This is a genomic window from Butyrivibrio proteoclasticus P6B7, assembly GCF_000622085.1.
Classification (GTDB): domain Bacteria; phylum Bacillota; class Clostridia; order Lachnospirales; family Lachnospiraceae; genus Butyrivibrio; species Butyrivibrio proteoclasticus_A.
This window is the reverse complement of sequence record NZ_JHWL01000027.1, coordinates 24,236-49,188: the sequence shown is the minus strand read 5'-3', so window position 1 is coordinate 49,188 and position 24,953 is coordinate 24,236. Positions and strand designations below refer to the sequence as shown.

Here is a 24,953-nt window from a genome sequence, read left to right as displayed (position 1 = left end):
AAAATACAATGGCTTTCACAAAGTCTGATAAGTCCGATGCTCCAATGAGGAGAAAAGGCGGAATGCACAGAAGAAAGAAAGTTTGCGTTTTCTGTGGCAAAGATAATGTAATTGATTACAAGGATACAGCAAAGCTTAAGAAGTTCGTTTCTGAGAGCGGCAAGATTCTTCCTAGAAGAATCACAGGTAACTGCGCTAAGCACCAGAGAGAGCTTACATCAGCAATCAAGAGAGCAAGACACCTGGCACTTATGCCTTACGTAGCTGAGTAATCTAAATAGAGATTATTAAACACTTCCTGGAAGTAATTCTGGGAAGTGTTTTTTGTTGTATAGCCATTAATTTGCATCGGTGCATTAGAGATGCCATTGTGGTATTATATAAGGTGATATGAAAAAAAGAAATTGTTCGAATGTGAAGCATTTGATGATTCCGGGGAAGAGGGTTTAACAATGCCTAATAATAGAACCAGAGTAAAGCTTAAGGGGAGATTAAAGACATATCTTCATGTTTTTGAATATCTGGGTGTCCTGTTGATACTTGTTAACATTGGCATCTTTACTGTGGACTTCACAGCAGGTCTTGTGCTTTTGGCGTTCACAGGTCTTTATTTTATAGCTATTCTTTATTTGAATCTCTATAGTAAAAGCATAATAATGAACGAGCTGGTCAGCTTTGCGACCCAATATGGTCAGATTCAGAAAAGGCTCTTAAGAGAGCTGGATCTTGCCCATGCAATTCTTGATGATACCGGAAAGGTGGTGTGGGCTAACCAGGCCTTTGAGAGAATCGTTCATTTGGAGAAGGGCTTTAAGAAGTCTATTTTTGCTCTTTTCCCAACTATTACTCAGGATAAGTTGCCAGAGGAAAATGGCGAAGTGTCCTATGAGCTTGATTACGAGGATAATAACTATACCATCAAGATGAAGAGAATATCTCTTTATGAGATGGCAGTTAATAGCGATATTATCGATGCTAATGGATATGATGGCAGTCTGATCGCAGTATATCTTTATGATGAGACGGCACTTAAGCTGGCCATTCAGGAGGTTGATAACCAGTCATTGGCAGCAGGCCTTATATATCTTGATAACTACGAAGAGGCCCTTGATAGCGTTGAGGAAGTAAGAAGATCTCTTTTAACAGCTCTTATCGATAGAAAGATCAACAAGTATATTGCTTCCTGTAATGGTATTGCCAAGAAAATTGAGAAGGACAAGTATTTCGTTGTAATGCCTAAGAAGTCTTGTGAGATGCTCATTGAGCAGAAGTTTGACATTCTTGAGGATGTTAAGACCGTTAATATCGGTAATGAGATGGCGGTTACTCTTAGTATAGGTATCGGACTTAATGGTCTTTCCTATGCTCAGAACTATGAATTCGCCAGAAATGCTATTGATCTTGCCCTTGGTAGAGGTGGAGATCAGGCGGTTGTTAAGAGTGTTGACAGCATTTCCTACTATGGAGGAAAGAGTCAGCAGATTGAAAAGAGTACACGAGTAAAGGCTAGAGTTAAGGCCCATGCTCTTCGAGAGATCATTTCAGGTAAGGATACCGTTATTGTTATGGGCCACAGACTTGGCGATGTAGACAGTTTTGGCTCATCAGTTGGTATTTACAGGATTGCCAAGACTTTGGATAGAAAGTGTCATATCGTACTTAACGATGTCACCACATCTATGCAACCATTGGTAGATCTTTTTAAGAATAATCCTGATTATGAGAATGATATGATCATCGACAACCAGCAGGCTATAGACATGGCCGGAAGCAATACTGTTCTGGTTGTGGTTGATGTTAATAAGCCAAGTATTACTGAGTGTCCTGAGCTTCTTAAGTTCTGTAAGACTATTGTGGTCCTTGATCACCACAGAGCAGGAACTGAAGTTATCGAGAATGCTACACTGTCCTATGTTGAGCCATATGCTTCATCTGCTTGTGAGATGGTTTCTGAGATCCTGCAGTACATTGGTGAGAACGTCAAGATCCGCAATGAAGAGGCTGACAGTTTGTATTCCGGAATGATAGTGGATACACAGAACTTTATGAATAAGACTGGTGTCCGCACATTTGAAGCAGCAGCATTCCTTAGGAGAAATGGTGCAGATGTTACCAGAGTTCGTAAGCTCTTTAGAGAGGATGCTATTGAGTACAAGGCTAAGGCTGATGCAGTAAGTCAGGCAGAGGTTTATCGTAGCAGATATGCTATTTCAGTACTTATAAATGATGATATACAGAGCCCTACTATTGTTGGAGCCCAGGCTGCCAACGAGCTTCTTAACATCAAGGGAGTTAAGGCCAGCTTTGTATGTACAGAATATCAGGGTCAGGTCTATGTAAGTGCCAGATCCATTGATGAAGTTAATGTGCAGGTAATTATGGAAAAACTTGGCGGAGGCGGACATATGAGTTCAGCCGGATGCCAGATGGAAGGTATCTCTGCGGCGGAGGCAATATCCATCGTAAAAGAGACACTGGATAAAATGATAGAAGAAGGAGAATTAGATTAATGCAGGTTATTTTGTTGGAGGATGTTAAATCACTTGGAAAAAAGGGTGATATTGTAAAGGTTAGTGACGGATATGCCAGAAACTTTGTGCTTCCTAAGAAGCTTGGTGTAGAGGCTACTCAGAAGAATCTTAATGAACTTAAGAACCAGCAGAAGAGAGATTCAATCGTAGCACAGCAGCAGCTTGATGAGGCTAAGGCATATGGTGAGAAGATCAGCAAGGAGACAATCCAGCTTACAATGAAGGCTGGCGAGGGCGGAAGAGTATTTGGTTCAGTTTCTTCCAAGGAAATCGTTACAGCAGCTAAGCAGCAGTTCGGATTTGAGCTTGATAAGAAGAAGCTTCAGATGCCAGAAGCAATCAAGTCATTTGGAACCTATGAGATTCCAGTTAAATTACATCCACAGGTAACATCTACAATCAAAGTTTGTGTAAAGGAACAGTAAAATGGCAGATGAGGCTCTTATAAAAAGAGTTATGCCTAACAGTCTTGAGGCAGAGCAGTCCGTTGTGGGCGCTATGCTCATGGATAAGGATGCTATTGAGATCGCAGCCGAGATTGTGACTGCAGAGGATTTCTATAACAGGCAGCTGGGCACTCTTTTTGAGACAATGGTTGAACTTAATAGAGAAGGCAGTGCGGTGGATGTAGTCACTCTGCAGAATAGGCTCCGTGAGAAGAATGTTCCACCAAATGTCAGCAGTGTTGAATTCATTGGAGATCTGGTAAATGCAGTGCCAACTTCTGCCAATGTTAAATACTATGCCAAGATAGTTGCAGATAAATCAACGCTTAGAAAGCTTATTAAAGCAAGCGAAGAGACAATTAACACCTGCTATAACGGCGGTGAGGATATGGAAGGCATCTTAAATGATGCAGAGAAAAAGGTATTCCAGATTACTCAGAAGCGTAACAGTGGCGATTTTGTGTCAATTGATCAGGTAGTAATGAATGCTCTTAACAGAATTGAGAAGGCCAGCAAGATGAAGGGTAACGTTACCGGTCATTCAACAGGATTCATTGATCTTGACTATGATACAGCTGGATTCCAGCCATCTGACCTTATCCTTATAGCAGCAAGACCTGCTATGGGTAAGACAGCCTTTGTACTTAATATTGCTGAACATATGGCATTTCATGACAATAAGTGTGTTGCGATGTTCTCACTGGAAATGTCTAAGGAGCAGTTTGTTAACCGTCTCCTTTCCATGGAATCCCATGTAGATTCACAGCATATCAGAACAGGTAATATGTCAGATATGGACTGGGAAAAGCTTATTGAAAGTGCCAGCGTAGTTGGAAGTTCAAAGTTGATTATCGATGATACACCTGGTATTTCAATCCAGGAGCTTAGATCAAAGTGCCGTAAGTATAAGATGGAATATGGCCTTGAAGTTGTCATGATCGACTACCTTCAGCTTATGTCCGGAGGCTCAGGAAAAAGTTCTGAGTCAAGACAGCAGGAGATTTCAGAGATTTCCAGATCCCTTAAGGCTCTTGCCAGAGAGTTAAATGTTCCTGTAATAGCTCTTTCTCAGCTGTCACGAGCTGTTGAGCAAAGACCTGATCACAGACCTATGCTTTCAGACCTTCGAGAGTCCGGAGCCATTGAGCAGGATGCGGATATGGTAATGTTCATCTACAGAGATGACTATTACAATAAAGATACAGAGAAGAAGGGAATTGCGGAGATCATTATTGCGAAGCAAAGACACGGTCCTATTGGAACTGTAGAGCTGTTGTGGCTTCCTCAGTATACGAAATTTGCGAACCTGGAGAAGGGACACTAATTACGGACGGGTTGAGTTCCTGTGCACTCGGAAATGTGAACATTTCCTCGTTCATTCGGCTTCGCCAAATGTCAAATAAAAAAGCACGTTATATCAAGCAGGCTTGATAAACGTGCTTTTATTATTTGTCGCTTGGACTCAACCCTGAGAGATAGCTGAAACAGGGCACTGAGCTGCGCATGATCCGCAGTCGATGCATGTAGCTGCGTCGATAACGAACTGAGCGTCTCCCTGAGAGATAGCTGAAACAGGGCACTGAGCTGCGCATGAACCACAGCTGATGCAACCATCACTAATAACGTATGCCATAATTAGTCTCCTTCCATAAATAAAATGCCTTTAGTAGTGTAACAAAAACAGATTGGCCTTGCCAGTACCAATCACATGATAATAATATAACAATAAAAATCTATAATCAATACTATAAACGAAAACTTTTATCAGATGAAAACATTAAATTAGTATAAATTTACAGACAATAGTGATAAAAACGTATAATGTAAGCCCTTTCACAAAAAGCCCCGAAAGCCTTGAAAACATTGACATTTCCCCCAATACAATGTTACTATTGAATACGGCAGAATACGTGCATAATACCGTCACATCCGTATTCCTGGGGGGAAAAGAATGTGAACGGAAATTTTTGCGCGGTTTTGGAGATTGTTTATACTTTTTTGAGTAATAAGCCAAAAAATCCAAAAATAAAGGTAGGAGGAAACAAAATGGCAAGAAACATGAAAACCATGGACGGTAACGAAGCTGCTGCATATGCATCATATGCGTTTACTGAAGTTGCCGCTATGTACCCGATCACACCATCATCTGTTATGCCAGAGCATGTAGATGAATGGGCAACAGCTGGAAAGAAGAATATTTTCGGCCGTACAGTTCAGATTACAGAGATGCAGTCTGAAGCCGGTGCAGCAGGAGCTGTACACGGATCACTTGTAGTAGGTGCTCTTACATCTACATATACAGCATCACAGGGACTTCTTCTTATGATCCCTGACATTTATAAGGTTGCTGGTGAAAGACTTCCTGGAGTATTCAACGTATCAGCTCGTTGTGTAGCTTCACATGCGCTCAATATCTTCGGTGATCACTCAGACGTTTATGCTTGCCGTCAGACAGGTGCTGCAATGCTTTGCGATTCAAGTGTACAGGAGGTTATGGACTTAACACCTGTTGCATATTGTGCAGCAATTGAAGGAAGAATTCCTTTCATTAACTTCTTTGATGGTTTCCGTACATCACATGAAATTCAGAAAATTGAGGTTTGGGATTACAAGGATCTCGATGAGATGGTTAACCATGAAGCAATCGATGCTTTCAAGGCTAACGCACTTAATCCAAATCATCCATGTCAGATGGGCTCAGCTCAGAACCCAGATATCTTCTTCCAGACAAGAGAAGCTTGTAACACAGGTTACAACGAACTTCCTGACATCGTTCAGAAGTATATGGATAAGGTTAACGCTAAGATTGGTACAGACTATAAGCTCTTCAACTACTACGGCGATCCTAACGCAGAGGTAGTTATCGTAGCTATGGGTTCTGTAAACGATACAATCGAAGAGACAATCGATTACCTTGAGAAGCAGGGCAAGAAGGTTGGTGTTGTTAAGGTTCGTCTTTACAGACCATTCTCAGCTAAAGCTCTCGTTGATGCAATCCCTGCATCAGTTAAGAGAATCGAAGTTCTCGACAGAACTAAGGAGCCTGGATCATATCGTGAGCCTCTTGCTCTTGATGTTATCGCAGCTCTTAAGGGAACAAAGTTCGAGTCAGTTCCAGTATTCTGTGGACGTTATGGACTTGGTTCTAAGGATACAACACCTGCACAGATCGTTGCAGTATTTGAGAATGACAAGAAGGAAGAGTTCACAATCGGTATCGAGGATGATGTAACAAATCTTTCACTTGATGCTGGTGCTCCACTTGTTACAACTCCAGAGGGAACAACAAACTGTAAGTTCTGGGGTCTTGGTGCTGACGGTACTGTTGGTGCTAACAAGAACTCTATCAAGATCATTGGTGATAACACAGACATGTATGCTCAGGCATACTTCGACTATGACTCTAAGAAGTCAGGTGGTGTTACAATGTCTCACCTTAGATTTGGTAAGAAGCCTATTAAGTCAACTTACCTCATCAAGAAGGCTGACTTCGTAGCTTGCCACAACCCATCATATATCCGCAAGTTCAACATGGTTCAGGAACTTGTTGATGGTGGTTCATTCCTTCTTAACTGCCCATGGACAGTTGATCAGCTCGAGGCTGAGATTCCTGGTCAGGTTAAGAAATTCATGTATGATCACAAGATCAACTTCTACATCATGAACGGTTCTAAGATCGGTGTTGAAGTTGGTATGGGACCTACAAGAATCAATACAATCCTTCAGTCAGCATTCTTCAACATCACAAAGATCATTCCTGAAGAAGATGCTATCAAGTTCATGAAGGATGCAGCTCAGAAGACATACGGCCGTAAGGGTGAAGATGTCGTTAAGAAGAACTGGGATGCTATTGATGCTGGTGCAGATCCTAAGAACCTTATCAAGGTTGAGATCCCAGAGAGCTGGAAGGATGCTAAGGACGAAGGACTTGACTTCAAGACAGCTACAGGATCAAGAAAAGACGTTGTTGATTTCGTTAACAACATCCAGACAAAGGTTAACGCTCAGGAAGGTAACTCTCTTAAGGTATCTGATTGTCTTCCATACGTTGATGGTGCTACACCTTCAGGATCAGCTGCATTCGAGAAGCGTGGTATCGCAGTAAACGTTCCTAAGTGGGATGCTACTACATGTATCGGCTGTGGATTCTGTTCACTTGTTTGTCCTCATGCAGCAATTCGTACAATCGCTATGACAGATGACGAGATTGCTAAGGCTCCAGAAGGACTTCAGACTAAGCCACTTGCTGGTATGGATGGATATAAGTACTCAGTTGTTATTTCAGCTCTTGACTGTACAGGTTGCGGATCTTGCGCAAATGTATGTCCTGGTAATAACAAGGGCGAGACACTTAAGATGGGTGCTATCGCTGATAATAAGGATGAGCAGAAGTACTTCGACTATGCTGTAACACTTCCTATTAAGGATGATGTTGTTGCTAAGTTTGGTGAAGCTTCAATTAAGGGCTCACAGTTCAAGCAGCCACTCCTTGAGTTCTCAGGCGCTTGCGCAGGTTGTGGTGAGACACCTTATGTTAAGCTTGTTACTCAGCTCTTTGGCGAGAGAATGTACGTTGCAAACGCTACAGGATGTACATCAATCTGGGGTAACTCTTCACCTTCAACACCATACACAGTAAATGCTAAGGGCCAGGGTCCTGCATGGGATAACTCACTGTTCGAGGATAACGCTGAGTTTGGTATGGGTATGGTACTCGCTCAGAACGCTCTCCGTGATGCAATCAAGGAGAAGGTTGAGGAAATCGTAGCTGCTGGCGGATCTGCTAAGGATGCTGCTCAGAAGTGGCTTGATACATTCTCAAATGGTGCTGAGAACTTCGCTGCTACAGATGCTCTCGTTGAGGCTCTTAAGGGCGACAGCTCAGACGCTGCTAAGTATGTTCTTAAGAACAAAGATTTCGCAGCTAAGAAGTCACAGTGGATCTTCGGTGGTGACGGATGGGCATTCGATATCGGATTCGGTGGTCTCGATCACGTACTTGCTTCCGGTAAGGATGTTAACGTTCTTGTTGTAAACACTGAGGTTTACTCAAATACAGGTGGACAGTCATCTAAGGCTACTCCTACAGGTGCTGTTGCACAGTTCGCTGCAGGTGGTAAGGAGATCAAGCAGAAGGATCTTGCTTCTATCGCAATGAGCTATGGTTATGTATATGTTGCACAGATCGCTATGGGTGCAAATATGCAGCAGACAATTAACGCAATTAAAGAGGCTGAGGCTTATCCAGGACCTTCACTTATCATCGCTTATGCTCCATGTATCAACCAGGGACTTAAGGCTGGTATGAACAAGGTTATGGACGAAGAGAAGAAGGCTGTTGCTACAGGATACTGGGATATGTTCAGATTCAATCCTCAGGCAGAGAACAAGTTCACTCTTGATTCTAAGCCTGCAACAGAAGACTTCCAGAGTTTCCTTGATGGTGAGGTTAGATACCTTTCACTTAAGCTCAAGAATCCTGAGAGAGCTGCTAAGCTCAACGCTGCAGCTGCAGAGCATGCTAAGGAGCACAGAGCTTACCTTGAGAAACTTGTTAACCTTTACGGAAACAACTAATCTCGTGGCTTAAATAATAAGAGGGTCGGTTCGTAAGAACCGGCCCTTTTCTTTTTGGCAAAAGAACTATGAATTAAGCATATAAAAAGGCAGTGGACTCATAGGAGCCACTGCCAATTTAAATTTGCCTCAGATCTTAGATAGTGTCTGAACTGCGTTCTCAGAAATAACTACTGTGTAGTGCTCTCTAAGATACTGCTCATCAGCTGTACTACCAATCTCGGTCTTGCCATACTCTGTAAGTAAAGAACAGATATTGGCAAACACATTGTTATCCAGATCACCCTGATGAAGAATGAGATAGAACTTGTTACTTACTTCATTCTTATAAAGAGTATTTATACCATTGAATTTCCTGCTAACAATCGCAGCGAATCTAGTTACTTCATGTAAGGAATCAAATGAAAAGATTCTGGAACCCTTTCTGCTTGGTTGTTCCTTCTTGCGAGTGCTAGAAGTCTTTTCCTTAAGTTTCTTGGCATCCTTGGAAGATGCTGAATCTGACAGAGAATTATCTAAAAAGTCTGACATATTGCTGTGCTGGAGTCTCTTGAAAAGACTCATTACATCCTCTTCCTCGTCTTCCTCATCCAACTCATCGTCATCGTAGTCTTCGTCGTATTCATCCTCTTCATCTTCTTCATGAACAGAAGGAGCAAAATTGGAAAATCTTGTATCCAACTCTTCAGGATCATCGACTTTGGTAATTACCAGAACGATACATTCTGAATTGATGGGGATTGCCTCGATCATAAGAGGAGTATCCTCTGCATCAAAACCATATTCTAAATTAGCCTGTTGCATCATGTCCTGAAAAAGCTCTTTAGCCTTATCAGTGCCATATGCAAGCTCTGAAATCTTAAGGTCGCGTTTCGCAAGGTCATCTTTGGTAAGTGTACATCTAATTTGGTGATCATTGACTTTTTCAATCTTCATGATGCTCACCTCCTGACTTTGGAATACATAGATACTAAGTTAATAGTCAGTCTATGTCAATAGTTGTATCGACATATTTAGACAAAAAGCTTAAAAAATTTTGCGTCTACATAAAATCTTAAGAAATTTCGACGGTAAATCTTAAGAATTTAATGATATTATTGTTTTTGTGAGATGCCTCGAGCCGAGATTACAATCCGGAAAGGAGGCTTTGCCGGGATAATTTAACATTTCTACTATTTCATTTTTCCTGATAAATGATTTTGTCAGGATGTCTTACAGATAGTTTCGAAATTTATTCCCCGATTTTATTTTTATCAAACAACAACATTGCGTAGACAAATATTAGTATCTTTCCTGATACTATTATACCATATTTGGTGCAATTCTTTAGCGCCAAACCATTAGGATTTGGCTATGGCATCTCAAAAATTAAAATACGTCAATACGAGATTTTTTCAGGGAAAAGTCTGTATAGGAATTTATCATTTATATCCTTTTGGTCCCCGAAATGATCCGTTCTTATGAAAGAAAAGATAAGTAAAATAAGTCAACTTTTAATAAGTGTTATTGGACCCCGCCATACGTACACATAAATACTTATTTACTGTCTACTTTCATAATGACGTAACTTAAATAGTTTGTTATAATATAGGGCGATTGTAAAGGAGCTAGAACATGAAGAAAAAGGTGATTCCGGCGATTATTATAATCGCCCTTATTTTTATTATTGGAGGAATTTATGGTTATGACCTTTATAAGCAGCATTTCTCCTACACAAGTGAGAGAGTAGATCTTGATAGCTATTTCGACATTACTTCAGATAGTGATGTGGCTATTATCCTTGGAGATGAAAGGATTGAAGAGAGAGCTCTTTTGCTTGATGGATTTTATTATATGGACTTCGCATCAGTGCAGAAGTACCTGAATGCAAGATTCTATAATGGAGAGAATGACAATACTCTCATCTATACCACAGCCAGCAAGATCATCACAGCTGACGTGGATACAGGCAACTGGTATGACACAGATGGCGGCAGCGGAACAGAACAGTACGTTATCGCCAGAAGAGTAGACGATGTCCTCTATGTTGCCCTTGATTATGTAAAAAAATATACCAACTTTAGTTATGAAGGTTTTACCGATCATAACCATCTTCAACTGACAACATCCTGGGAAGACAGAGATGTTGCCACTGTCAAAAAAGATACCAAGCTTAGAATCAGAGGCGGCGTAAAGAGCGAGATCCTTGTTGACCTTAATAAGGGTGATAAGGTAGTAGTTCTTGAAACAATGGAGAACTGGAGTAAGGTTAAGAGCCCTGATTCATATATCGGATATGTAGAGAATAAGAGACTTTCAGAAGTTAAGTCAGAAAGCCCAATCCCTGTAACAGATTATGTGGAGGAGGAATACACCTCAATTTCAAGAGATCACAAGATTAACCTTGGATTCCACAATGTGGCTTCTGCAGCAGGAAATGATACATTTGCTTCTTATGTAGATGGTGCAAAGAGCCTTAACGTAATTAGCCCAACATGGCTTACAATCGCTTCTAATGAGGGAGATGTAAGAAGCTTTGCGCAGACTTCCTATGTAAATGCTGCTCATGACAGAGGAATTGAGGTTTGGGTCCTTGTGGATAACTTTACAGGTCCTGATGATGTATCTACTTCTGAGGTTATTTCTCATGCAGCCAGCAGAGCTAAGCTTATTGAGGGCATTATTTCTGAGACAACAGGCTGCGGAGCAGATGGCGTTAACCTTGACTTTGAGATGATCGCCACAAGTGATGGTCAGTCTTACATTGAGTTTGTAAGAGAGCTTTCCATTGCCTGCAGGAAGAACGGCCTGGTATTTTCTATTGATAACTACGTCCCTATGAACTTCAACGATCACTATGATCTTAAGGAGCAGGGAATTGTAGCAGACTACGTCATCATCATGGGATATGATGAACATTACGGCGGATCAGACGAAGCAGGATCAGTTGCTTCATTATCATATGTAGAGAACGGAATCATCAATGCTCTTGAGGATGTTGACGCCTCTAAGGTCATCAATGCTGTTCCTTTCTATACAAGAATCTGGCACACATCAAACGGAAGCGTTTCAAGTGAGGCTGTCAGCATGAAGACTCAGCAGGAGTACATTGCTAACCACGGAATTGAGCTTACATGGGACGCTGAGGCTGGTCAGTACTACGGCGAGTTCACTTCTTCAGACGGAACTCTCAATCAGGTCTGGGTAGAGGACGCTGAGTCAATAAGCCAGAAAATAACATCAATGCAGTACCATAATATTGCCGGAATTGCTGCATGGTCCCTTGGAATGGAGACCAGCGATATCTGGGATGTTATAGCCGCTTATGTAGAAGGATAAAAAAGTGGAAACAAAGCTTATAGTTATTGAAGAAAAGAATATAGATGAGGAGGCAAAAAGAGGTCTTAAGGAAGCTGGAGACATCATCAAAAATGGTGGTCTTGTGGCTTTTCCTACAGAGACAGTTTATGGCCTTGGCGGAGATGCTCTTAATCCAGAGTCCTCCAAGAAGATATATGCTGCCAAGGGAAGACCTTCCGATAATCCTCTTATAGTTCATGTGGCCAACATGGATGATCTTAGTAAGATTGTAAAAGAGGTACCAGACAGCGCTCGCAAGCTGGCAGACGCCTTTTGGCCAGGCCCTCTTACCATGATTCTGGAGAAGAACGACAAGGTTCCTTATGAAACCACCGGTGGCCTTGATACAGTGGCCATCAGAATGCCTAATAACCAGATTGCCCTTGGACTTATCAGGGAATCAGGTGGATATATTGCGGCACCTAGTGCCAACACATCAGGAAGACCAAGCCCTACAGTAGCTAAATTCTGTGTGGAAGATCTTTCTGGCAAGATTGAGATGATAATTGATGGAGGACAGGTGGGAATTGGCCTTGAGTCAACCATTGTAGACCTTACATCAGATGTTCCTATGATACTCAGACCAGGATATATTACCCTTGATATGTTAAAAGAAGTCCTGGGAGAAGTTACCATAGATAAGACTATTATTGACAGCTCTTCAACTCAGAAGCCTAAGGCTCCTGGAATGAAGTACAGACACTATGCACCAAAGGGTCAGCTCACCATAGTTCAGGGCTCAGAAAAAGAGGTTGTTGAATACATCAATAAGGAGACAGCCGCAGCCAAGGCTCTTGGTAAAAGAACTGGAGTAATCGGCACAGATGAGTCTAAGGAGCATTACAGAGCTGATATAGTTAAAAGTGTTGGAAACAGGCTTGATGAAAAGACAATTGCCCATGAACTTTTCAAGGTTCTTAGAGAGTTTGACGATGAGAACGTGGATGTTATGTTCTCTGAGTCTTTTGATGACAGTGGTATTGGTCAGGCCATTATGAACAGGCTCCTAAAAGCTGCAGGACACAATGTTAAAATCTTGTAAAATGCGGTATTATATAAGGTGATAGGATTTTTTTCATAGTTCTTTTTACAGATCCTAATACATAAAAAATCAGATCGAGAGGAAATAATAATGATAGCACTTGGATGTGACCATGGCGGATATGATCTTATGCAGGCCATAAAAAGACATCTTGACGAAAGGAAGCTTGAATACAAGGACTTCGGTACATATGACAAGAATTCCTGCGATTATCCGGACTTTGGCAGACAGGCAGCAGAGGCTGTTTCTAAGGGCGAGTGCGAGAAGGGAATTGTAGTTTGTACTACAGGAATCGGTATTTCTATAGTTGCTAACAAGGTAAAGGGCATCAGATGTGCACTTTGCTCAGAGACAACATCAGCTCGTCTTACAAGAGAGCACAACGACGCTAACATGATCGCATTAGGCGGCGGATTTGTTGGAGAGCTTCAGGCCCTTGAGATTGTGGATACATTCCTTGACACAGAGTTTTCTGGACTTGAGAAGCACGCACGCAGAATTTCTAAGATTGCTCAGATAGAAGAGTGATCAGAGCTAGAGCTTAATGATTGAGAAAATCAATAATATATAGGAGGACAATATGGGAAAAGTTGTAATTATGGATCATCCACTGATTCAGCACAAGATTGGTTATATTAGAAGGACAGACACAGGTACAAAGGATTTCAGACAGACTATCAGCGAGATCGCTATGCTTATCTGCTATGAGGCAACAAGAGGTCTTCAACTTCAGGATGTTGAGATCGACACACCTATCTGCAGAACAACAGTTAAGGAGCTTAAGGGTAGAAAGCTTTGCGTTGTTCCTATTCTTAGAGCAGGTCTTGGCATGGTTGATGGTATGCTTGCACTTATTCCAGCTGCTAAGGTTGGTCACATTGGTCTTTACAGAGATCCTGAGACATTAAAGCCAGTAGAGTATTACTGCAAGATGCCAGCAGACGTAGCTGAGAGAGAAATCTTCGTAGTTGATCCTATGCTTGCTACAGGTGGATCATCAGTTGCAGCAATTCAGATGCTTAAGGACAGAGGATGCCGTCATATCCACTTTATGTGCATTATCGCAGCTCCTGAAGGACTTAAGGCTATGCAGGATGCACATCCAGATGTTGATGTATATGTAGGATCACTGGATGAGAAGCTCAACGAGCACGGATACATTGTTCCTGGTCTTGGAGATGCTGGAGACAGAATTTTCGGAACCAAGTAAGATATGGAGGGGGAATGAAAAGAGACGATTATATAACCTGGGATGAATACTTCATGGGCGTAGCCAAGCTGGCTGCCATGAGATCCAAGGATCCTAACACACAGGTCGGAAGTTGTATTGTAAGTGAGGATAATAATATCCTGTCTATGGGTTACAACGGATTTCCTAAGGGTTGTTCTGATGAGGAGTTTCCTTGGGAAAGAGATGGAGAGGATGAACTTTCCACCAAATATCCCTTTGTTACACATAGTGAGCTCAATGCAATACTCAATTACAGAGGTGGAAGCCTTGTTGGTTCCAAGATATATGTATCTCTTTTCCCTTGTAATGAGTGTGCGAAGGCCATCATTCAGGCTGGCATCCGCACAGTAGTATATGATAGTGATAAGTACAGCTCTTCTGCAACAACCAAGGCATCCAAGAAGATGTTTGATGCAGCGGGAGTCAGATACTATCAGTATCAGCCAAGTGGCAGAAGTATAAAAATTACTATATAAGAGTGTCTATGAAAAAAAGCGGGTTTAGGGGTCTATTTTCTTTTATTTCCAAACTAAATAGAAGTTATTTCATGAGGCTTGTGGCTATAATTGTAATTATAGTCATGGGCTTTGTGTCTATTCCTACGGTTTCTAAGGCAACAGAGTCAACTAAGCAGCAGCTCGAAGAGGCTAAAGAGGCTAAACAGCAGTCAGAGCAAGAGCTTGATGATACCAAGGATGATATTGCTGAGATGAACGAAGAGAAGGATTCTCTTCAGGGACAGCTCAACAACCTGAATACTCAGCTCACTGAAGTTAGTGACAACATTGCAGACCTTGAGGAACAGATAGACAATAAGCAGGTTGAGATTGAGAATACAACAGCTGAGCTTGAGGCTGCCAGGGAAAAAGAGGCAACTCAGTACGAATCCATGAAGAAGAGAGTTCAGTTTATCTATGAGAAACAGAACTTTATGATCCTGGAGATGCTTCTTGGAGCCACAAGCTTTGCGGATTTCCTTAATCACAATGACTATGTGGAGCAGCTTAGCGCCTACGATAAGAAGAAGTTCCAGGAGTATATGGATACCCGTAAGGCTGTTGAAGAGAAGGAAGCTCTTTTAGAGGAAGAGCTGGCGCAGCTTGATGAGTACAAGGTTAAGGCTCAGGCAGAACAGAGTAGGGTTTCAGGACTGGTAAGCCAGACAACAGGCTCTATTAACCAGTATGCCAATGATATTTCTGATGCGGAGGCCAAGGCAGAGGCTTTGGAGGCTCAGATCAAAGCTCAGGAAGAAGACATCAAGGTTTTGGAGGCTAAGCTTGCAGAAGAGATGAGACTGTCTAAGCTTGCAGCCCAGTCCACCTGGAGAGATATTTCTGAAGTAACCTTCGCGGATGGAGATAGATATCTTTTAGCTAATCTGATCTATTGTGAAGCCGGTGGTGAGCCTTATGAAGGTAAGGTGGCAGTTGGCGCAGTAGTTATCAACAGAGTGCTTAGCTCTGTTTATCCAGATACAGTTGTTGGTGTAATCTATCAGAATAAGCAGTTTTCACCAGTTGCCAGCGGAAGACTTGCCCTTGCTCTTGCAGACAGCAAAGCAACAGCCGCCTGTTACCAAGCGGCTGATGAAGCAATGAGCGGTTATTCAAATGTTGGAAACTGTGTATATTTCAGAACTCCGGTGCCTGGATTATCCGGAATTAACATCGGAGGACATGTATTCTACTGATTGTCAGGGTGATTTTTAATATAATCCTCAATCGGTGCCACAAGTGGCTCGTAGCCATCAGCATAAATTGAAGTAAGGAGCTTGTTCAGTGAGAGCAGGCTCTTTTTAAGAAGAGCTTCGTCAATGAGCCTTGTTTCAAAGGCTTCAGAGAGCTCATCAAGATCAACGACTCTAAGGGAGCCGTCTGGCATAATGACAACATCGGCCAGCAGGTCGATTATATAGAGAGAATTATTCTCATTATCGAATTCGTGGGTGATAATATCGAAGTACCAGTACACGAGATTGCCGTTATCATCCAGGAATTTGCTTACACGGTAGCCGCGATCCAAGTAATAGTAGGTATATCCGTTGGTAAAAAGAGATTTAGTCCTGATAGTGTTCCATCTTGTCATGAACCTTGAAGACGAATACTCAAGAAAGATATCGTCCTTTAATGCGATGCATTCATTTGGGATAAAGCGTTTGCGATACAAAGTTGGATGTTCCATATTGACCGCCTTTCAGGATAAAAACGCCAGAATTGTATTAACAAAATATTACTATTATACATATTGAAAGTCAATTATGAGTGATAAGTCAGTTAAACTTACAATTTTAAAAACTGTATATGCTATTCTCGTGTTTGCACTGTCTGTTCTGATTATCAGCAAGCTCTCCAATGGGGACAACGCCGATATGACAGCAAGGATGGGGCAGGCAAACCTTCCACTAGTTACTCTTGTCAGCAACGGTGTTGAGCTTAACCCTCTTCACGGCTATCTTACAGAGATGGACGTAAGCCATATGAGGGGAACCATATACCCTGTAGGCACCACAAGAGAAATTGAGTACAAGATTGCTACCTACGGCGAGAAGGTCTATGACATCAAGTTTGAGGTCCGTAATATTGAGGGAACATCCCTTGTTGAGAGCACACCTTTAACGGATTACAAGGAAGATTCCACCTCGATTTCAGGTAAGTTTCAGTTAAAAGATCTTATTACTTCCAACAAAGAATACATGCTGGTAATGGTCATGAACACAGACGTGGGAGAGGCCAGATACTACTCAAGAATTGTATGGACCGGAGATGAAGAGAAGTACAATCTGGACAAAGAGGTTGAGTTTGTACTTGGCTTTAGTGAGGCCACATTTAGTAAGACAGCTGCCTCTGAATACTCTAAGTACCTGGAGTCCAATTCTGAGGGAGATAACACTACCTTTAGCAAGGTTAATATCCACAGCAGTTTTAATCAAGTAACCTGGGGCAATCTTAATATAACTAAGCACACTTCCCCAGAAGTGTATATTACAGATCTGCATAGCCAGACCGGATGTTACAAATTGCAGTACAGAGTAACACTTAAGGACGGCTCCGCCAGCAGAACCTACAATGTTGTTGAGGCCTATAGAGTCAGATATACATCAGACAGAATATATCTTCTTAACTACGAAAGAACTATGAATTATATCTTTGACTCCTCCTCTTATTCCATTAGTAGCAATACTATCGGACTAAGCATTTCTGATCCTGATATTCAGCTGATGGAAAGTAGTGGCGGAAGCTGCTTTGCATTTGTAAGTGAGAACAGACTTTACATGTTCAATAACTCAGAGAGCAAGCTGGCATTTCTTTTTGGATTCTATGATTCAAGTAATAACGATGTAAGAACCAGATGGGATAACAATACCATCAAGATCCTCAGAGTAGATGAGGCGGGAAATGTTAAGTTCGTGGTTGCAGGCTATATGAACAGAGGTGTCCACGAGGGACATGTGGGAATTGCAGTATATGACTACAATGCTTCCATCAATGCGGTTGAGGAGCAGATATTTATTGAGTCCAAGCAGTCCGCAGAGATACTGACCAATTATGTGGATACTCTTTCTCATGCCAGCTCCAATGACGTGTTCTACACAATGCTTGAGGGCAATGTGTATGCCATTGATCTTATTGGAAGAACAGCTTCTCCTGTGGCCTATGACATTGGATCAGGAGAATACAAGATTTCAGAGTCAGAGAGTATTCTGGCATGGCAGAGTAGCGACCTTAAGTCTCTTAACATAATGAACCTTAACAATAAGAATACATCGGAGATAAAGGCTGACGACGGAGAATACATAATCCTTTTAGGATTCATGGGTGAGGACCTGGTATATGGTGTGTCCAGAAGTGAGGATTTGCAGAATGACCAGATGGGTAATCCAATTTATGCCATGTATTCTCTTAAAATCGTGGACGGAGATGGTAACGTCCTGGAGAACTACAATCCGGATGGAATCTACGTAACATCGGTTGAAATCGTCAACAACCAGATAAAGCTTTCACGAGTGGTTAAGGATGATAGCGGAGCTTATGTTGCTACCTATGATGACCAGATCATGAGCACGCTTAAGGCAGAGACTGGAAGCAATGTTGTAAGTCAGGTTTCTGTTGATACCTTTGAAAAGATTGTGCAGATAACTGCCAAGAGTGAGATCAAGGTTAAGCAGTTAAGGGTGCTTACTCCGGATCAGACACTGTTTGAAGGCGATAGAAATGTAAATATCGATTACGAGAGAGACGAAAAGGAAGCACCATTTTACTATGTATATGGACTTATGGGCATTGAGGGAATCTTCCTTGATCCTGCAGATGCTGTGAGCCTTGCTTATGATGCTCCCGGAGTAGTAATTAACGATAGCAATAAATACGTCTGGCTAAAGGGTAATCTTCTTACCTCCAACCAGATCATGTCTATTACCAGAAATGCTGAGAGCTATGAAGGTATGACCAGTAAGAATTCTACAGCGGTGTGCCTGGACCTTATGCTGCAGTTTGAAGGAGTGAACAGAAATGTGGAAGCTCTTTTGGACCAGGGACAGGGCGTGGTGCAGATATTGGAAGATCTTTTCCCAGATGCTGATGTGCTGGATCTTGATGGCTGCTCAATGCAGGCAATGCTTTACTATGTGAATCAGGATATTCCTGTTATGGCGATGCTCAATGACGGAACTTCAGTCCTGATAATTGGATTTAACAGTCAGAATACCGTTCTTATGAATCCTACCACAGGCCAGGTTTACAAGTACGGAATGAACGACTCAGAAAAACTGTTTTCTGAAAATGGAAATCATTTTATAACATACATCATGGAGGAATGATAGGATGAAAAGCTTTACTTACGATATGGTAAAAAATCCTGAAATCTTTAAGGATGGCGTGCTTCCTGCTCATTCAGACCACAGAGTCTTTGCAACTGTGGAGGAGCTTGAGGATGGCGCATCATCTTTGGAATTATCACTTAATGGACTTTGGAAGTTTCATTATGCAAAGACTTATAGAGCCGTAGTTCCTGGTTTTGAGAAGGAAGACTATGACTGCAATTTCTGGGATGACATTCATGTGCCTGCTCACATGCAGATGGAAGGCTATGACATTCCAGCATACATCAATGTTCAGTATCCTTGGGATGGACATGAGGACATCGATCTTGGCCAGATCCCAGAGGAGTTTAACCCTGTTGGAAGCTATGTTAGATACTTTACTCTTCCTGCTGACTGGAATGGCAAAGAGGTTCATGTAGTATTTGACGGAGTTGAAAGTGGCTATGCACTTTGGCTTAATGGCCAGTATGTAGGATACAGCGAGGATACCTTTACTCCTTCTGAGTTTGATCTTACTAAGTTCCTCAAAGAGGGAACCAATAAGCTGGCTGTTCAGGTGTTTAAGTGGACAGCAAGTAGCTGGCTTGAGGACCAGGATTTCTTTAGATTTTCTGGTATTTATAGAAACGTATTTCTTAGACTTGTTCCAGAGGCTCACCTTGAGGACCTTAAGGTAAGAACTGTTCTTAATGACGACTTTACAGAGGCGCAGCTCCTTGTGGATCTTAAGATGAATACTGACAAGGGAGAGAGCACAGCAGTTCTTTACAGGAACAACCATCCTGTATTTAAGAGCTCTTTTAACAATGCAAAGGAGTGCTCAATCAGCGAGAAAGTAGTTAATCCTCTTCTCTGGAGCGCCGAGGATCCACAGCTCTATCAGCTTGTGATCACTGTTAAGGGTGAAGATGGTGAGGAAAAAGAGATTGTAAGACAGAATGTTGGCTTCAGGCGCTTTGAAATGAAGGATGGTCTCATGCTCATCAACGGCAAGAGAATCGTATTCAAGGGCGTTAACAGACACGAATTCTCCTGCAACACAGGTAGAGCAGTGTCAGATGAGGATACTCTTACTGACATCATTACCATGAAGCAGAACAATATCAACGCCATCAGAACCAGCCACTATCAGAACTCTGCTAAGCTTTACGAGCTCTGCGACATCTATGGACTTTACATGATCGCTGAGAACAACATGGAGACTCACGGAAGCTGGGCTGGCTTTAGACGTGACGAAGAGGCCCTTCCATATGCGATGCCTGGTGACAGAGACAATTGCATGGACATGATGCTGGATAGGATCAACACCACATACCAGCTTGATAAGAACCACCCTGCCATCGTCATCTGGTCAATCGGCAACGAGTCCTTTGGCGGTAAGGTTTGCTTTGAGATGAGCAATCTCTTTAGAAAGCTGGATCCAGACAGACTTGTTCACTACGAGGGAATCTGCCACGACAGAAGATATAACGATACATCAGATATGGAAAGCCAGATGTATCCACCAGTTGAGGCTATCGAGAAGTTCCTTGCAGAGCACCCTGAGAAGCCATTTATCTGCTGCGAATACACACATGCCATGGCTAATTCCTGTGGCGGAATGTTCAAATACACAGACCTGACAGAAAGAGAGCCAAGATATCAGGGTGGCTTTATCTGGGATTTCATTGATCAGTCCATCAGGAAAAAGAACTGCTTCGGTGAGGATTACCAGGCTTATGGCGGAGATCACGGTGAGAGACCTTGCGACTACAACTTTAGCGGAAATGGTATCTGTGATGCAGAGAGAAAGCCATACGCCAAGATGCAGGACGTTAAGTTCAACTACCAGAACATCAAGGTCATTGTTTCTACAGATAAGGTTAAGGTTATCAACAACAGCCTCTTTACCAATACTAGCCTGTATGTGACAGAGGTCACCCTTGCAAGAGATGGAAAAGAGCTACTTAAGAGATACCTCCAGACTGATGTTGAGCCAATGTCAGAAAAGGAATATGATCTTCCAGAAGCTATCAAGGATAAGATGGCAGTCATGGATATGAGTGGATTTGATGAGAATGGACCATTCCCACTTGATGAGTACGTAGTAACTGTTTCCTTTAAGCTTAGAGAGGATACACTTTGGGCTAAGGCAGGCCACGAGGTTGCCTTTGGACAGGGCATATTTAAGAAGGCTGTATCTACATTTGTTTCCTGCGGTGGAATCAAGGTAGTAAAGGGAAGATTCAATATTGGAGTAAAGGGTAATAACTTCTCAGTTCTTTTCTCAAAGGGAGCACATATTGTTTCCTATAACTATGCTGGCAAAGAGTATCTGGAGGATGCGCCAAGACCTAATTTCTGGAGAGCACCTACAGATAATGACATGGGTAACAGAATGCCTTCAAGATATGCTCAGTGGAAGGCAGCTAGTCTCTATCAGCAGAGAGGACCTATTGTTGAGGACAGCATTGGATATGTAAATGGTGATTTTGAGGATGCTGTTCAGTATCCTATTATCGAGGAGGATGAGAACAGTGTAAGCCTTAAGTTCAAGCTGTTCCTTCCTACAACTCCAGCTTCCAGCGTATACGTTACTTACAATGTAACTGGCGATGGAAGAGTTTGGGTAAAGGAAGAGTTCGAGCCTGTTAAGGGTCTGACACCAATGCCTGAGTTTGGTATGCTCTTTAGACTTCCTGTGGAGCTTCAGAATGTGGAGTACTACGGAAATGGTCCTAAGGAGAATTATATAGACAGAAACAGAGGAGCTAAGCTTGGTATCTACAAGGATAAGACTACGGAGATGATGGAGAATTACCTTGTGCCTCAGGAAACTGGCAACAGAACTGGAGTTAGATGGGCTAAGGTTACAGATTACAAGGGAAGGGGACTTCTCTTCGAGGCACCTGAAACCATGAACTTTAGTGCTCTTCCATACACTCCTGAGGAGCTTGAGAGTGCTAAGCATCCTTACGAGCTTCCTCGTGTGTTCAAGACAATTGTACGCTGCAGCCTTGTTCAGATGGGTATTGCAGGTGACGACACCTGGGGTGCCAAGACACATCCTGAGTTCCTGCTTCCTAACGACAAGCCTTTGACGTTTGTATTTAGCTTCAAAGGGGTTTAATGGCTACGCGGAAGGTTATGGTACCGGAAGTTTACGTGGCTATCCGGAAGGTTATGGTACCGGACGATTAAATAAGGGGCGCTGGCCCCGAGGCTTCCAAAAGCTCACGTTTCCTCGTCGTGACTTGGATCAATTCAAAAACAGATAACGGTCTCATCTCGTTGTACTCGGGACAATCGACCGTTATCTGTTTTTTTCATTGTCCAACTCATCGGCTCGTGCAAATGCTCGCTTTTGGAAGCCTCGGGCCAGCGCCTCTTGTTTAATCTGTATGGTAATAAATCTCACTGGCACCACATTGAACTTGGTTGGAGAGATACAAACAACAGTGATCGACCTTTTGACAAACATATGAAGATTACAGACAGAAATAAGATATATCATTTATTTTTTTACTGAAAACATATATGATAGGAGGTAAGTTGTCAGAATAGGCCATGGGGATGATGGCTTGTTCCAGGGAGTTTCATATATTATCCAGTTTATAGATTTCATGATTGGAGGAGTGGTGGTATGGAAGTATCTATTCGCAGGGTTAAAAGAGGGGATGAGCATACACTGGCTTATATCCAGACTGAGAGTTGGAAGGCGGCGTTTAAGGATATAGTAGATCCAGATACGCTTAGCAGATGCACAGAGGCTGAGAAGGCTACGGATATGTACAGGAATCTTCTGAATGAAGATAAGGGAAATGGATATATTCTGTACCTGGATAATCAGCCACATTGCATAGCCTACTGGGATGCGGCAAGAGATGAGGAGTTCAGCGGAAAGGCAGAGCTTATCTGTATTCACAGTCTTCCTGATAACTGGCATAAGGGATACGGAGAAGTGATGATGCAAAAAGTCCTTGGAGATATGGAGATTGCAGGATTCAAAGAGGCAGTTCTCTGGGTGTTTACTGACAATAAAAGGGCTAGATCTTTTTACGAAGTGAACGGATTTAAAGCCACAGAGTATACTAAGCCTTGTCTGGGAACTGAAGAGATATGCTATCAGAAGACATTGTGCAGTTGATTGAGATTGAACAGAGAAATCTAGATTGATATATCTGTGGATATTAGATAAAAGAATTCGAATTCAGTAATGGATAAACATCAAGAGGAGCAATATGAAAGATTTTGATGCTGTAGTTTTTGATATGGACGGGGTGATCTTCGATTCGGAAAAGGCCGTGATGGACTGCTGGAGCGAGCTGGCGGACAAGTACGGGATCACAGGCATGGATGAGGTTTTCTATAAATGCATTGGTGTAAATGAAGCCAAGACAAAAGAGATTGTTTTGGAAGCCTATGGACAGGATTTTCCCTACGACGAATATGCTAGAGAGGCTTCAAAGCTGTTTCATGCAAAGTATGATGGCGGACGCCTTCCAATGAAGAGCGGTGTGGTGGAGATTCTGGAGTTCTTTAAGAAGAACAACAAGAAGATTGCCCTGGCTTCATCAACAAAGAAGGAAAGCGTTGTGGCTGAGCTTACTGATGCAAAGATAATCCACTATTTTGACGAGATCGTTACTGGCGACATGGTTTCAAAGAGTAAGCCTGAGCCGGATATTTTTTTGCTGGCCTGCGAGAAGATTGGTGTGGCGCCAGAAAGAGCCTACGCTATCGAGGATTCCTTTAACGGCATCAGGGCAGCAGCTGCTGGAAACCTGCGGCCAATCATGGTTCCAGATATTTTGCCAGCTGATGATGAAATGCGAGAGCGCGCCGAGGTGGTTCTGGACAGCCTTGAGGACGTGATTAAGTATCTGAAATGATTTGGTGATTATGCGAGAGATATCATTAACGCATGAGCACTGAATGATGAGACATAGACTTTGAGACTAGACTACGGGGAACATGACATGAATGAAAAAGAGCTATGGAAAAAGTTTTGTGAAAAGAAAAATGTAGATATTGATACTCCTTACGAGGCCTGGGCTTTTGGGGGAGTGGATGATAAGGAGACAGATGATCTGGCAGAGCTGGTTGTGACCGGGAAGAAGTTTGGAACTGCAAGTGCTTTGGATGTCTATGAGCTTGAGGGAGCGCTGGATGAGATTCCTAAGGTGGGAGATTACAGCGTGATCTTGAATAGCAGTGATGAAGCGGTTTGCGTTATCAGGGATACAGACGTTTATGTAAGAGACTTTGCAGAGGTGCCACCATTTCACGCCTATTCTGAGGGTGAGGGAGATAGGTCCCTTGAGTATTGGAGGCAGGCTCACAGGAAATTCTTTGAGGAAGAGTTTGAGGGCACTGACCTTAAGGTTACTGATAAGACCAGGGTTATCTGCGAGAAGTTTACTGTGGAGTACATTCCGGGACAGGAAGCCGATGCGGATGAACTTATATTTGTAGAGCCAACAATGAATTATGCAAAAGAGATTGATGCCTACAGGCAGGAAATGATAGATGCGGACTCAAGTTTTGACGGATGCTTTTCCATGAAGAGAATGCCGGATATTCAGGAGTTTGTGGACTACTGTGTTGGCTGGGCTAATCCAAGCAGGCCTGCAGATAAGCATGGTGCTTGGGGGACAGTTCTTTTAACTATTAGGAAGTCTGACGGCAGGATGGTGGGCTGCATGCAGGTTCACAATGTGCTGTCGGAGCGCATGAAGAAATACACTGGGCATGTGGGCTATTCCGTAAGACCTTCAGAGCGCAGAAAGGGCTATGCCAAGAGGATGCTGGAGAAGGCCTGCGACTATCTTAGGAGCTTTGGCTTTGAGGAGGCGGCTGTGAGCTGTCTGCCTGACAACGTGGCAAGTAAAAAGACAATTCTTGCCAACGGCGGAGAGTTCGTAGATACAGTTTTCCTGGAAGAAGACCAGGTTAATCTTGAGAGATACAGAATCGCGCTGTGATT

At 42.6% G+C, this 24,953-nt stretch carries 19 protein-coding genes; 16 read left to right on the top strand and 3 right to left on the bottom strand.

Annotation, left to right across the window (positions count from 1 at the left end):
• Window positions 1–8: 8 nt before the first annotated feature.
• The 4 genes from rpsR to dnaB all read left to right on the top strand — a co-directional run bounded on the left by rpsR (window position 9) and on the right by dnaB (window position 4,301).
• Window positions 9–272: a 30S ribosomal protein S18 gene (gene rpsR / locus T541_RS0113880; protein WP_026489979.1), complete on the top strand. Its 264-nt coding sequence runs from the start codon at window positions 9–11 to the stop codon at window positions 270–272.
• Window positions 273–452: 180 nt separating this feature from the next.
• On the top strand, window positions 453–2,510 hold the full coding sequence (locus T541_RS0113875) for a DHH family phosphoesterase (protein ID WP_026653284.1): 2,058 nt from the start codon (window positions 453–455) through the stop codon (window positions 2,508–2,510).
• Entirely contained in the window at window positions 2,510–2,956 is a 447-nt protein-coding gene (gene rplI, locus T541_RS0113870) for a 50S ribosomal protein L9 (protein WP_026653283.1), read from the top strand. The genes T541_RS0113875 and rplI overlap by 1 nt, the downstream gene beginning before the upstream one ends.
• A 1-nt stretch (window position 2,957) precedes the next feature.
• Window positions 2,958–4,301, top strand: coding sequence for a replicative DNA helicase (dnaB, locus tag T541_RS0113865; RefSeq protein WP_026653282.1), 1,344 nt, complete (start codon window positions 2,958–2,960; stop codon window positions 4,299–4,301).
• Window positions 4,302–4,439: 138 nt separating this feature from the next.
• On the opposite strand, the gene T541_RS0113860 is transcribed toward dnaB, so the two are convergent.
• A complete protein-coding gene (locus T541_RS0113860; RefSeq protein ID WP_026653281.1) occupies window positions 4,440–4,610 on the bottom strand; it encodes a DUF362 domain-containing protein in 171 nt (56 codons plus the stop codon).
• 413 nt (window positions 4,611–5,023) lie between these two features.
• Here T541_RS0113860 and nifJ point away from each other — a divergent pair, with 413 nt between their 5' ends.
• Window positions 5,024–8,554, top strand: a complete 3,531-nt coding sequence (gene nifJ / locus T541_RS0113855; RefSeq protein ID WP_026653280.1) for a pyruvate:ferredoxin (flavodoxin) oxidoreductase — start codon at window positions 5,024–5,026, stop codon at window positions 8,552–8,554.
• A 129-nt stretch (window positions 8,555–8,683) separates the two neighbouring features.
• Here nifJ and T541_RS0113850 read toward each other — a convergent pair whose 3' ends face one another.
• Window positions 8,684–9,490, bottom strand: coding sequence for an adaptor protein MecA (locus T541_RS0113850; RefSeq protein WP_026653279.1), 807 nt, complete (start codon window positions 9,488–9,490; stop codon window positions 8,684–8,686).
• Between the two features lie 678 nt (window positions 9,491–10,168).
• Between T541_RS0113850 and T541_RS0113845 the strand changes: the two genes are divergently transcribed.
• The 6 genes from T541_RS0113845 to T541_RS0113820 all read left to right on the top strand — a co-directional run bounded on the left by T541_RS0113845 (window position 10,169) and on the right by T541_RS0113820 (window position 15,859).
• The gene (locus tag T541_RS0113845; protein ID WP_026653278.1) at window positions 10,169–11,872 is read left to right on the top strand and encodes a glycosyl hydrolase family 18 protein; all 1,704 of its coding nucleotides are present in this window, start codon (window positions 10,169–10,171) and stop codon (window positions 11,870–11,872) included.
• 4 nt (window positions 11,873–11,876) lie between these two features.
• Window positions 11,877–12,935 carry an L-threonylcarbamoyladenylate synthase gene (locus T541_RS0113840; RefSeq protein WP_026653277.1) on the top strand — a complete coding sequence of 353 codons (1,059 nt, stop codon included), beginning with the start codon at window positions 11,877–11,879 and terminating at the stop codon, window positions 12,933–12,935.
• Window positions 12,936–13,025: 90 nt separating this feature from the next.
• Complete coding sequence (gene rpiB / locus T541_RS0113835; protein WP_026653276.1) at window positions 13,026–13,463, top strand: ribose 5-phosphate isomerase B; 438 nt, start codon at window positions 13,026–13,028, stop codon at window positions 13,461–13,463.
• 52 nt (window positions 13,464–13,515) lie between these two features.
• On the top strand, window positions 13,516–14,145 hold the full coding sequence (upp, locus tag T541_RS0113830; RefSeq protein WP_026653275.1) for a uracil phosphoribosyltransferase: 630 nt from the start codon (window positions 13,516–13,518) through the stop codon (window positions 14,143–14,145).
• 14 nt (window positions 14,146–14,159) lie between these two features.
• Window positions 14,160–14,642, top strand: a complete 483-nt coding sequence (locus T541_RS0113825; RefSeq protein WP_026653274.1) for a deoxycytidylate deaminase — start codon at window positions 14,160–14,162, stop codon at window positions 14,640–14,642.
• A 71-nt stretch (window positions 14,643–14,713) separates the two neighbouring features.
• Window positions 14,714–15,859 carry a cell wall hydrolase gene (locus T541_RS0113820; protein ID WP_034467254.1) on the top strand — a complete coding sequence of 382 codons (1,146 nt, stop codon included), beginning with the start codon at window positions 14,714–14,716 and terminating at the stop codon, window positions 15,857–15,859.
• On the opposite strand, the gene T541_RS0113815 is transcribed toward T541_RS0113820, so the two are convergent.
• Window positions 15,853–16,350, bottom strand: a complete 498-nt coding sequence (locus T541_RS0113815) for a DUF402 domain-containing protein (protein WP_026653272.1) — start codon at window positions 16,348–16,350, stop codon at window positions 15,853–15,855. The two genes, T541_RS0113820 and T541_RS0113815, sit on opposite strands and share 7 nt — an antisense overlap.
• Window positions 16,351–16,426: 76 nt before the next feature.
• Here T541_RS0113815 and T541_RS0113810 point away from each other — a divergent pair, with 76 nt between their 5' ends.
• The 5 genes from T541_RS0113810 to T541_RS21180 all read left to right on the top strand — a co-directional run bounded on the left by T541_RS0113810 (window position 16,427) and on the right by T541_RS21180 (window position 24,951).
• Window positions 16,427–18,985 carry a hypothetical protein gene (locus tag T541_RS0113810; protein WP_034467250.1) on the top strand — a complete coding sequence of 853 codons (2,559 nt, stop codon included), beginning with the start codon at window positions 16,427–16,429 and terminating at the stop codon, window positions 18,983–18,985.
• Between the two features lie 4 nt (window positions 18,986–18,989).
• Window positions 18,990–22,097, top strand: coding sequence for a glycoside hydrolase family 2 TIM barrel-domain containing protein (locus T541_RS0113805; RefSeq protein WP_026653270.1), 3,108 nt, complete (start codon window positions 18,990–18,992; stop codon window positions 22,095–22,097).
• Between the two features lie 513 nt (window positions 22,098–22,610).
• The gene (locus tag T541_RS0113800) at window positions 22,611–23,114 is read left to right on the top strand and encodes a GNAT family N-acetyltransferase (protein ID WP_026653269.1); all 504 of its coding nucleotides are present in this window, start codon (window positions 22,611–22,613) and stop codon (window positions 23,112–23,114) included.
• Window positions 23,115–23,208: 94 nt separating this feature from the next.
• Window positions 23,209–23,859, top strand: coding sequence for an HAD family hydrolase (locus tag T541_RS0113795; protein WP_026653268.1), 651 nt, complete (start codon window positions 23,209–23,211; stop codon window positions 23,857–23,859).
• 87 nt (window positions 23,860–23,946) lie between these two features.
• Window positions 23,947–24,951 carry a GNAT family N-acetyltransferase gene (locus T541_RS21180; protein ID WP_081779980.1) on the top strand — a complete coding sequence of 335 codons (1,005 nt, stop codon included), beginning with the start codon at window positions 23,947–23,949 and terminating at the stop codon, window positions 24,949–24,951.
• Window positions 24,952–24,953: the final 2 nt, after the last annotated feature.

Excerpts from the sequence above, each read along its gene's own strand:
- rpsR (WP_026489979.1), top strand. The coding sequence starts at position 9 with ATGGCTTTCACAAAGTCTGATAAGTCCGATGCTCCAATGAGGAGAAAA.
- T541_RS0113875 (WP_026653284.1), top strand. The coding sequence starts at position 453 with ATGCCTAATAATAGAACCAGAGTAAAGCTTAAGGGGAGATTAAAGACA.
- rplI (WP_026653283.1), top strand. The coding sequence starts at position 2,510 with ATGCAGGTTATTTTGTTGGAGGATGTTAAATCACTTGGAAAAAAGGGT.
- dnaB (WP_026653282.1), top strand. The coding sequence starts at position 2,958 with ATGGCAGATGAGGCTCTTATAAAAAGAGTTATGCCTAACAGTCTTGAG.
- T541_RS0113860 (WP_026653281.1), bottom strand. The coding sequence starts at position 4,610 with ATGGCATACGTTATTAGTGATGGTTGCATCAGCTGTGGTTCATGCGCA.
- nifJ (WP_026653280.1), top strand. The coding sequence starts at position 5,024 with ATGGCAAGAAACATGAAAACCATGGACGGTAACGAAGCTGCTGCATAT.
- T541_RS0113850 (WP_026653279.1), bottom strand. The coding sequence starts at position 9,490 with ATGAAGATTGAAAAAGTCAATGATCACCAAATTAGATGTACACTTACC.
- T541_RS0113845 (WP_026653278.1), top strand. The coding sequence starts at position 10,169 with ATGAAGAAAAAGGTGATTCCGGCGATTATTATAATCGCCCTTATTTTT.
- rpiB (WP_026653276.1), top strand. The coding sequence starts at position 13,026 with ATGATAGCACTTGGATGTGACCATGGCGGATATGATCTTATGCAGGCC.
- upp (WP_026653275.1), top strand. The coding sequence starts at position 13,516 with ATGGGAAAAGTTGTAATTATGGATCATCCACTGATTCAGCACAAGATT.
- T541_RS0113825 (WP_026653274.1), top strand. The coding sequence starts at position 14,160 with ATGAAAAGAGACGATTATATAACCTGGGATGAATACTTCATGGGCGTA.
- T541_RS0113820 (WP_034467254.1), top strand. The coding sequence starts at position 14,714 with ATGAGGCTTGTGGCTATAATTGTAATTATAGTCATGGGCTTTGTGTCT.
- T541_RS0113815 (WP_026653272.1), bottom strand. The coding sequence starts at position 16,350 with ATGGAACATCCAACTTTGTATCGCAAACGCTTTATCCCAAATGAATGC.
- T541_RS0113810 (WP_034467250.1), top strand. The coding sequence starts at position 16,427 with ATGAGTGATAAGTCAGTTAAACTTACAATTTTAAAAACTGTATATGCT.
- T541_RS0113805 (WP_026653270.1), top strand. The coding sequence starts at position 18,990 with ATGAAAAGCTTTACTTACGATATGGTAAAAAATCCTGAAATCTTTAAG.
- T541_RS0113800 (WP_026653269.1), top strand. The coding sequence starts at position 22,611 with ATGGAAGTATCTATTCGCAGGGTTAAAAGAGGGGATGAGCATACACTG.
- T541_RS0113795 (WP_026653268.1), top strand. The coding sequence starts at position 23,209 with ATGAAAGATTTTGATGCTGTAGTTTTTGATATGGACGGGGTGATCTTC.
- T541_RS21180 (WP_081779980.1), top strand. The coding sequence starts at position 23,947 with ATGAATGAAAAAGAGCTATGGAAAAAGTTTTGTGAAAAGAAAAATGTA.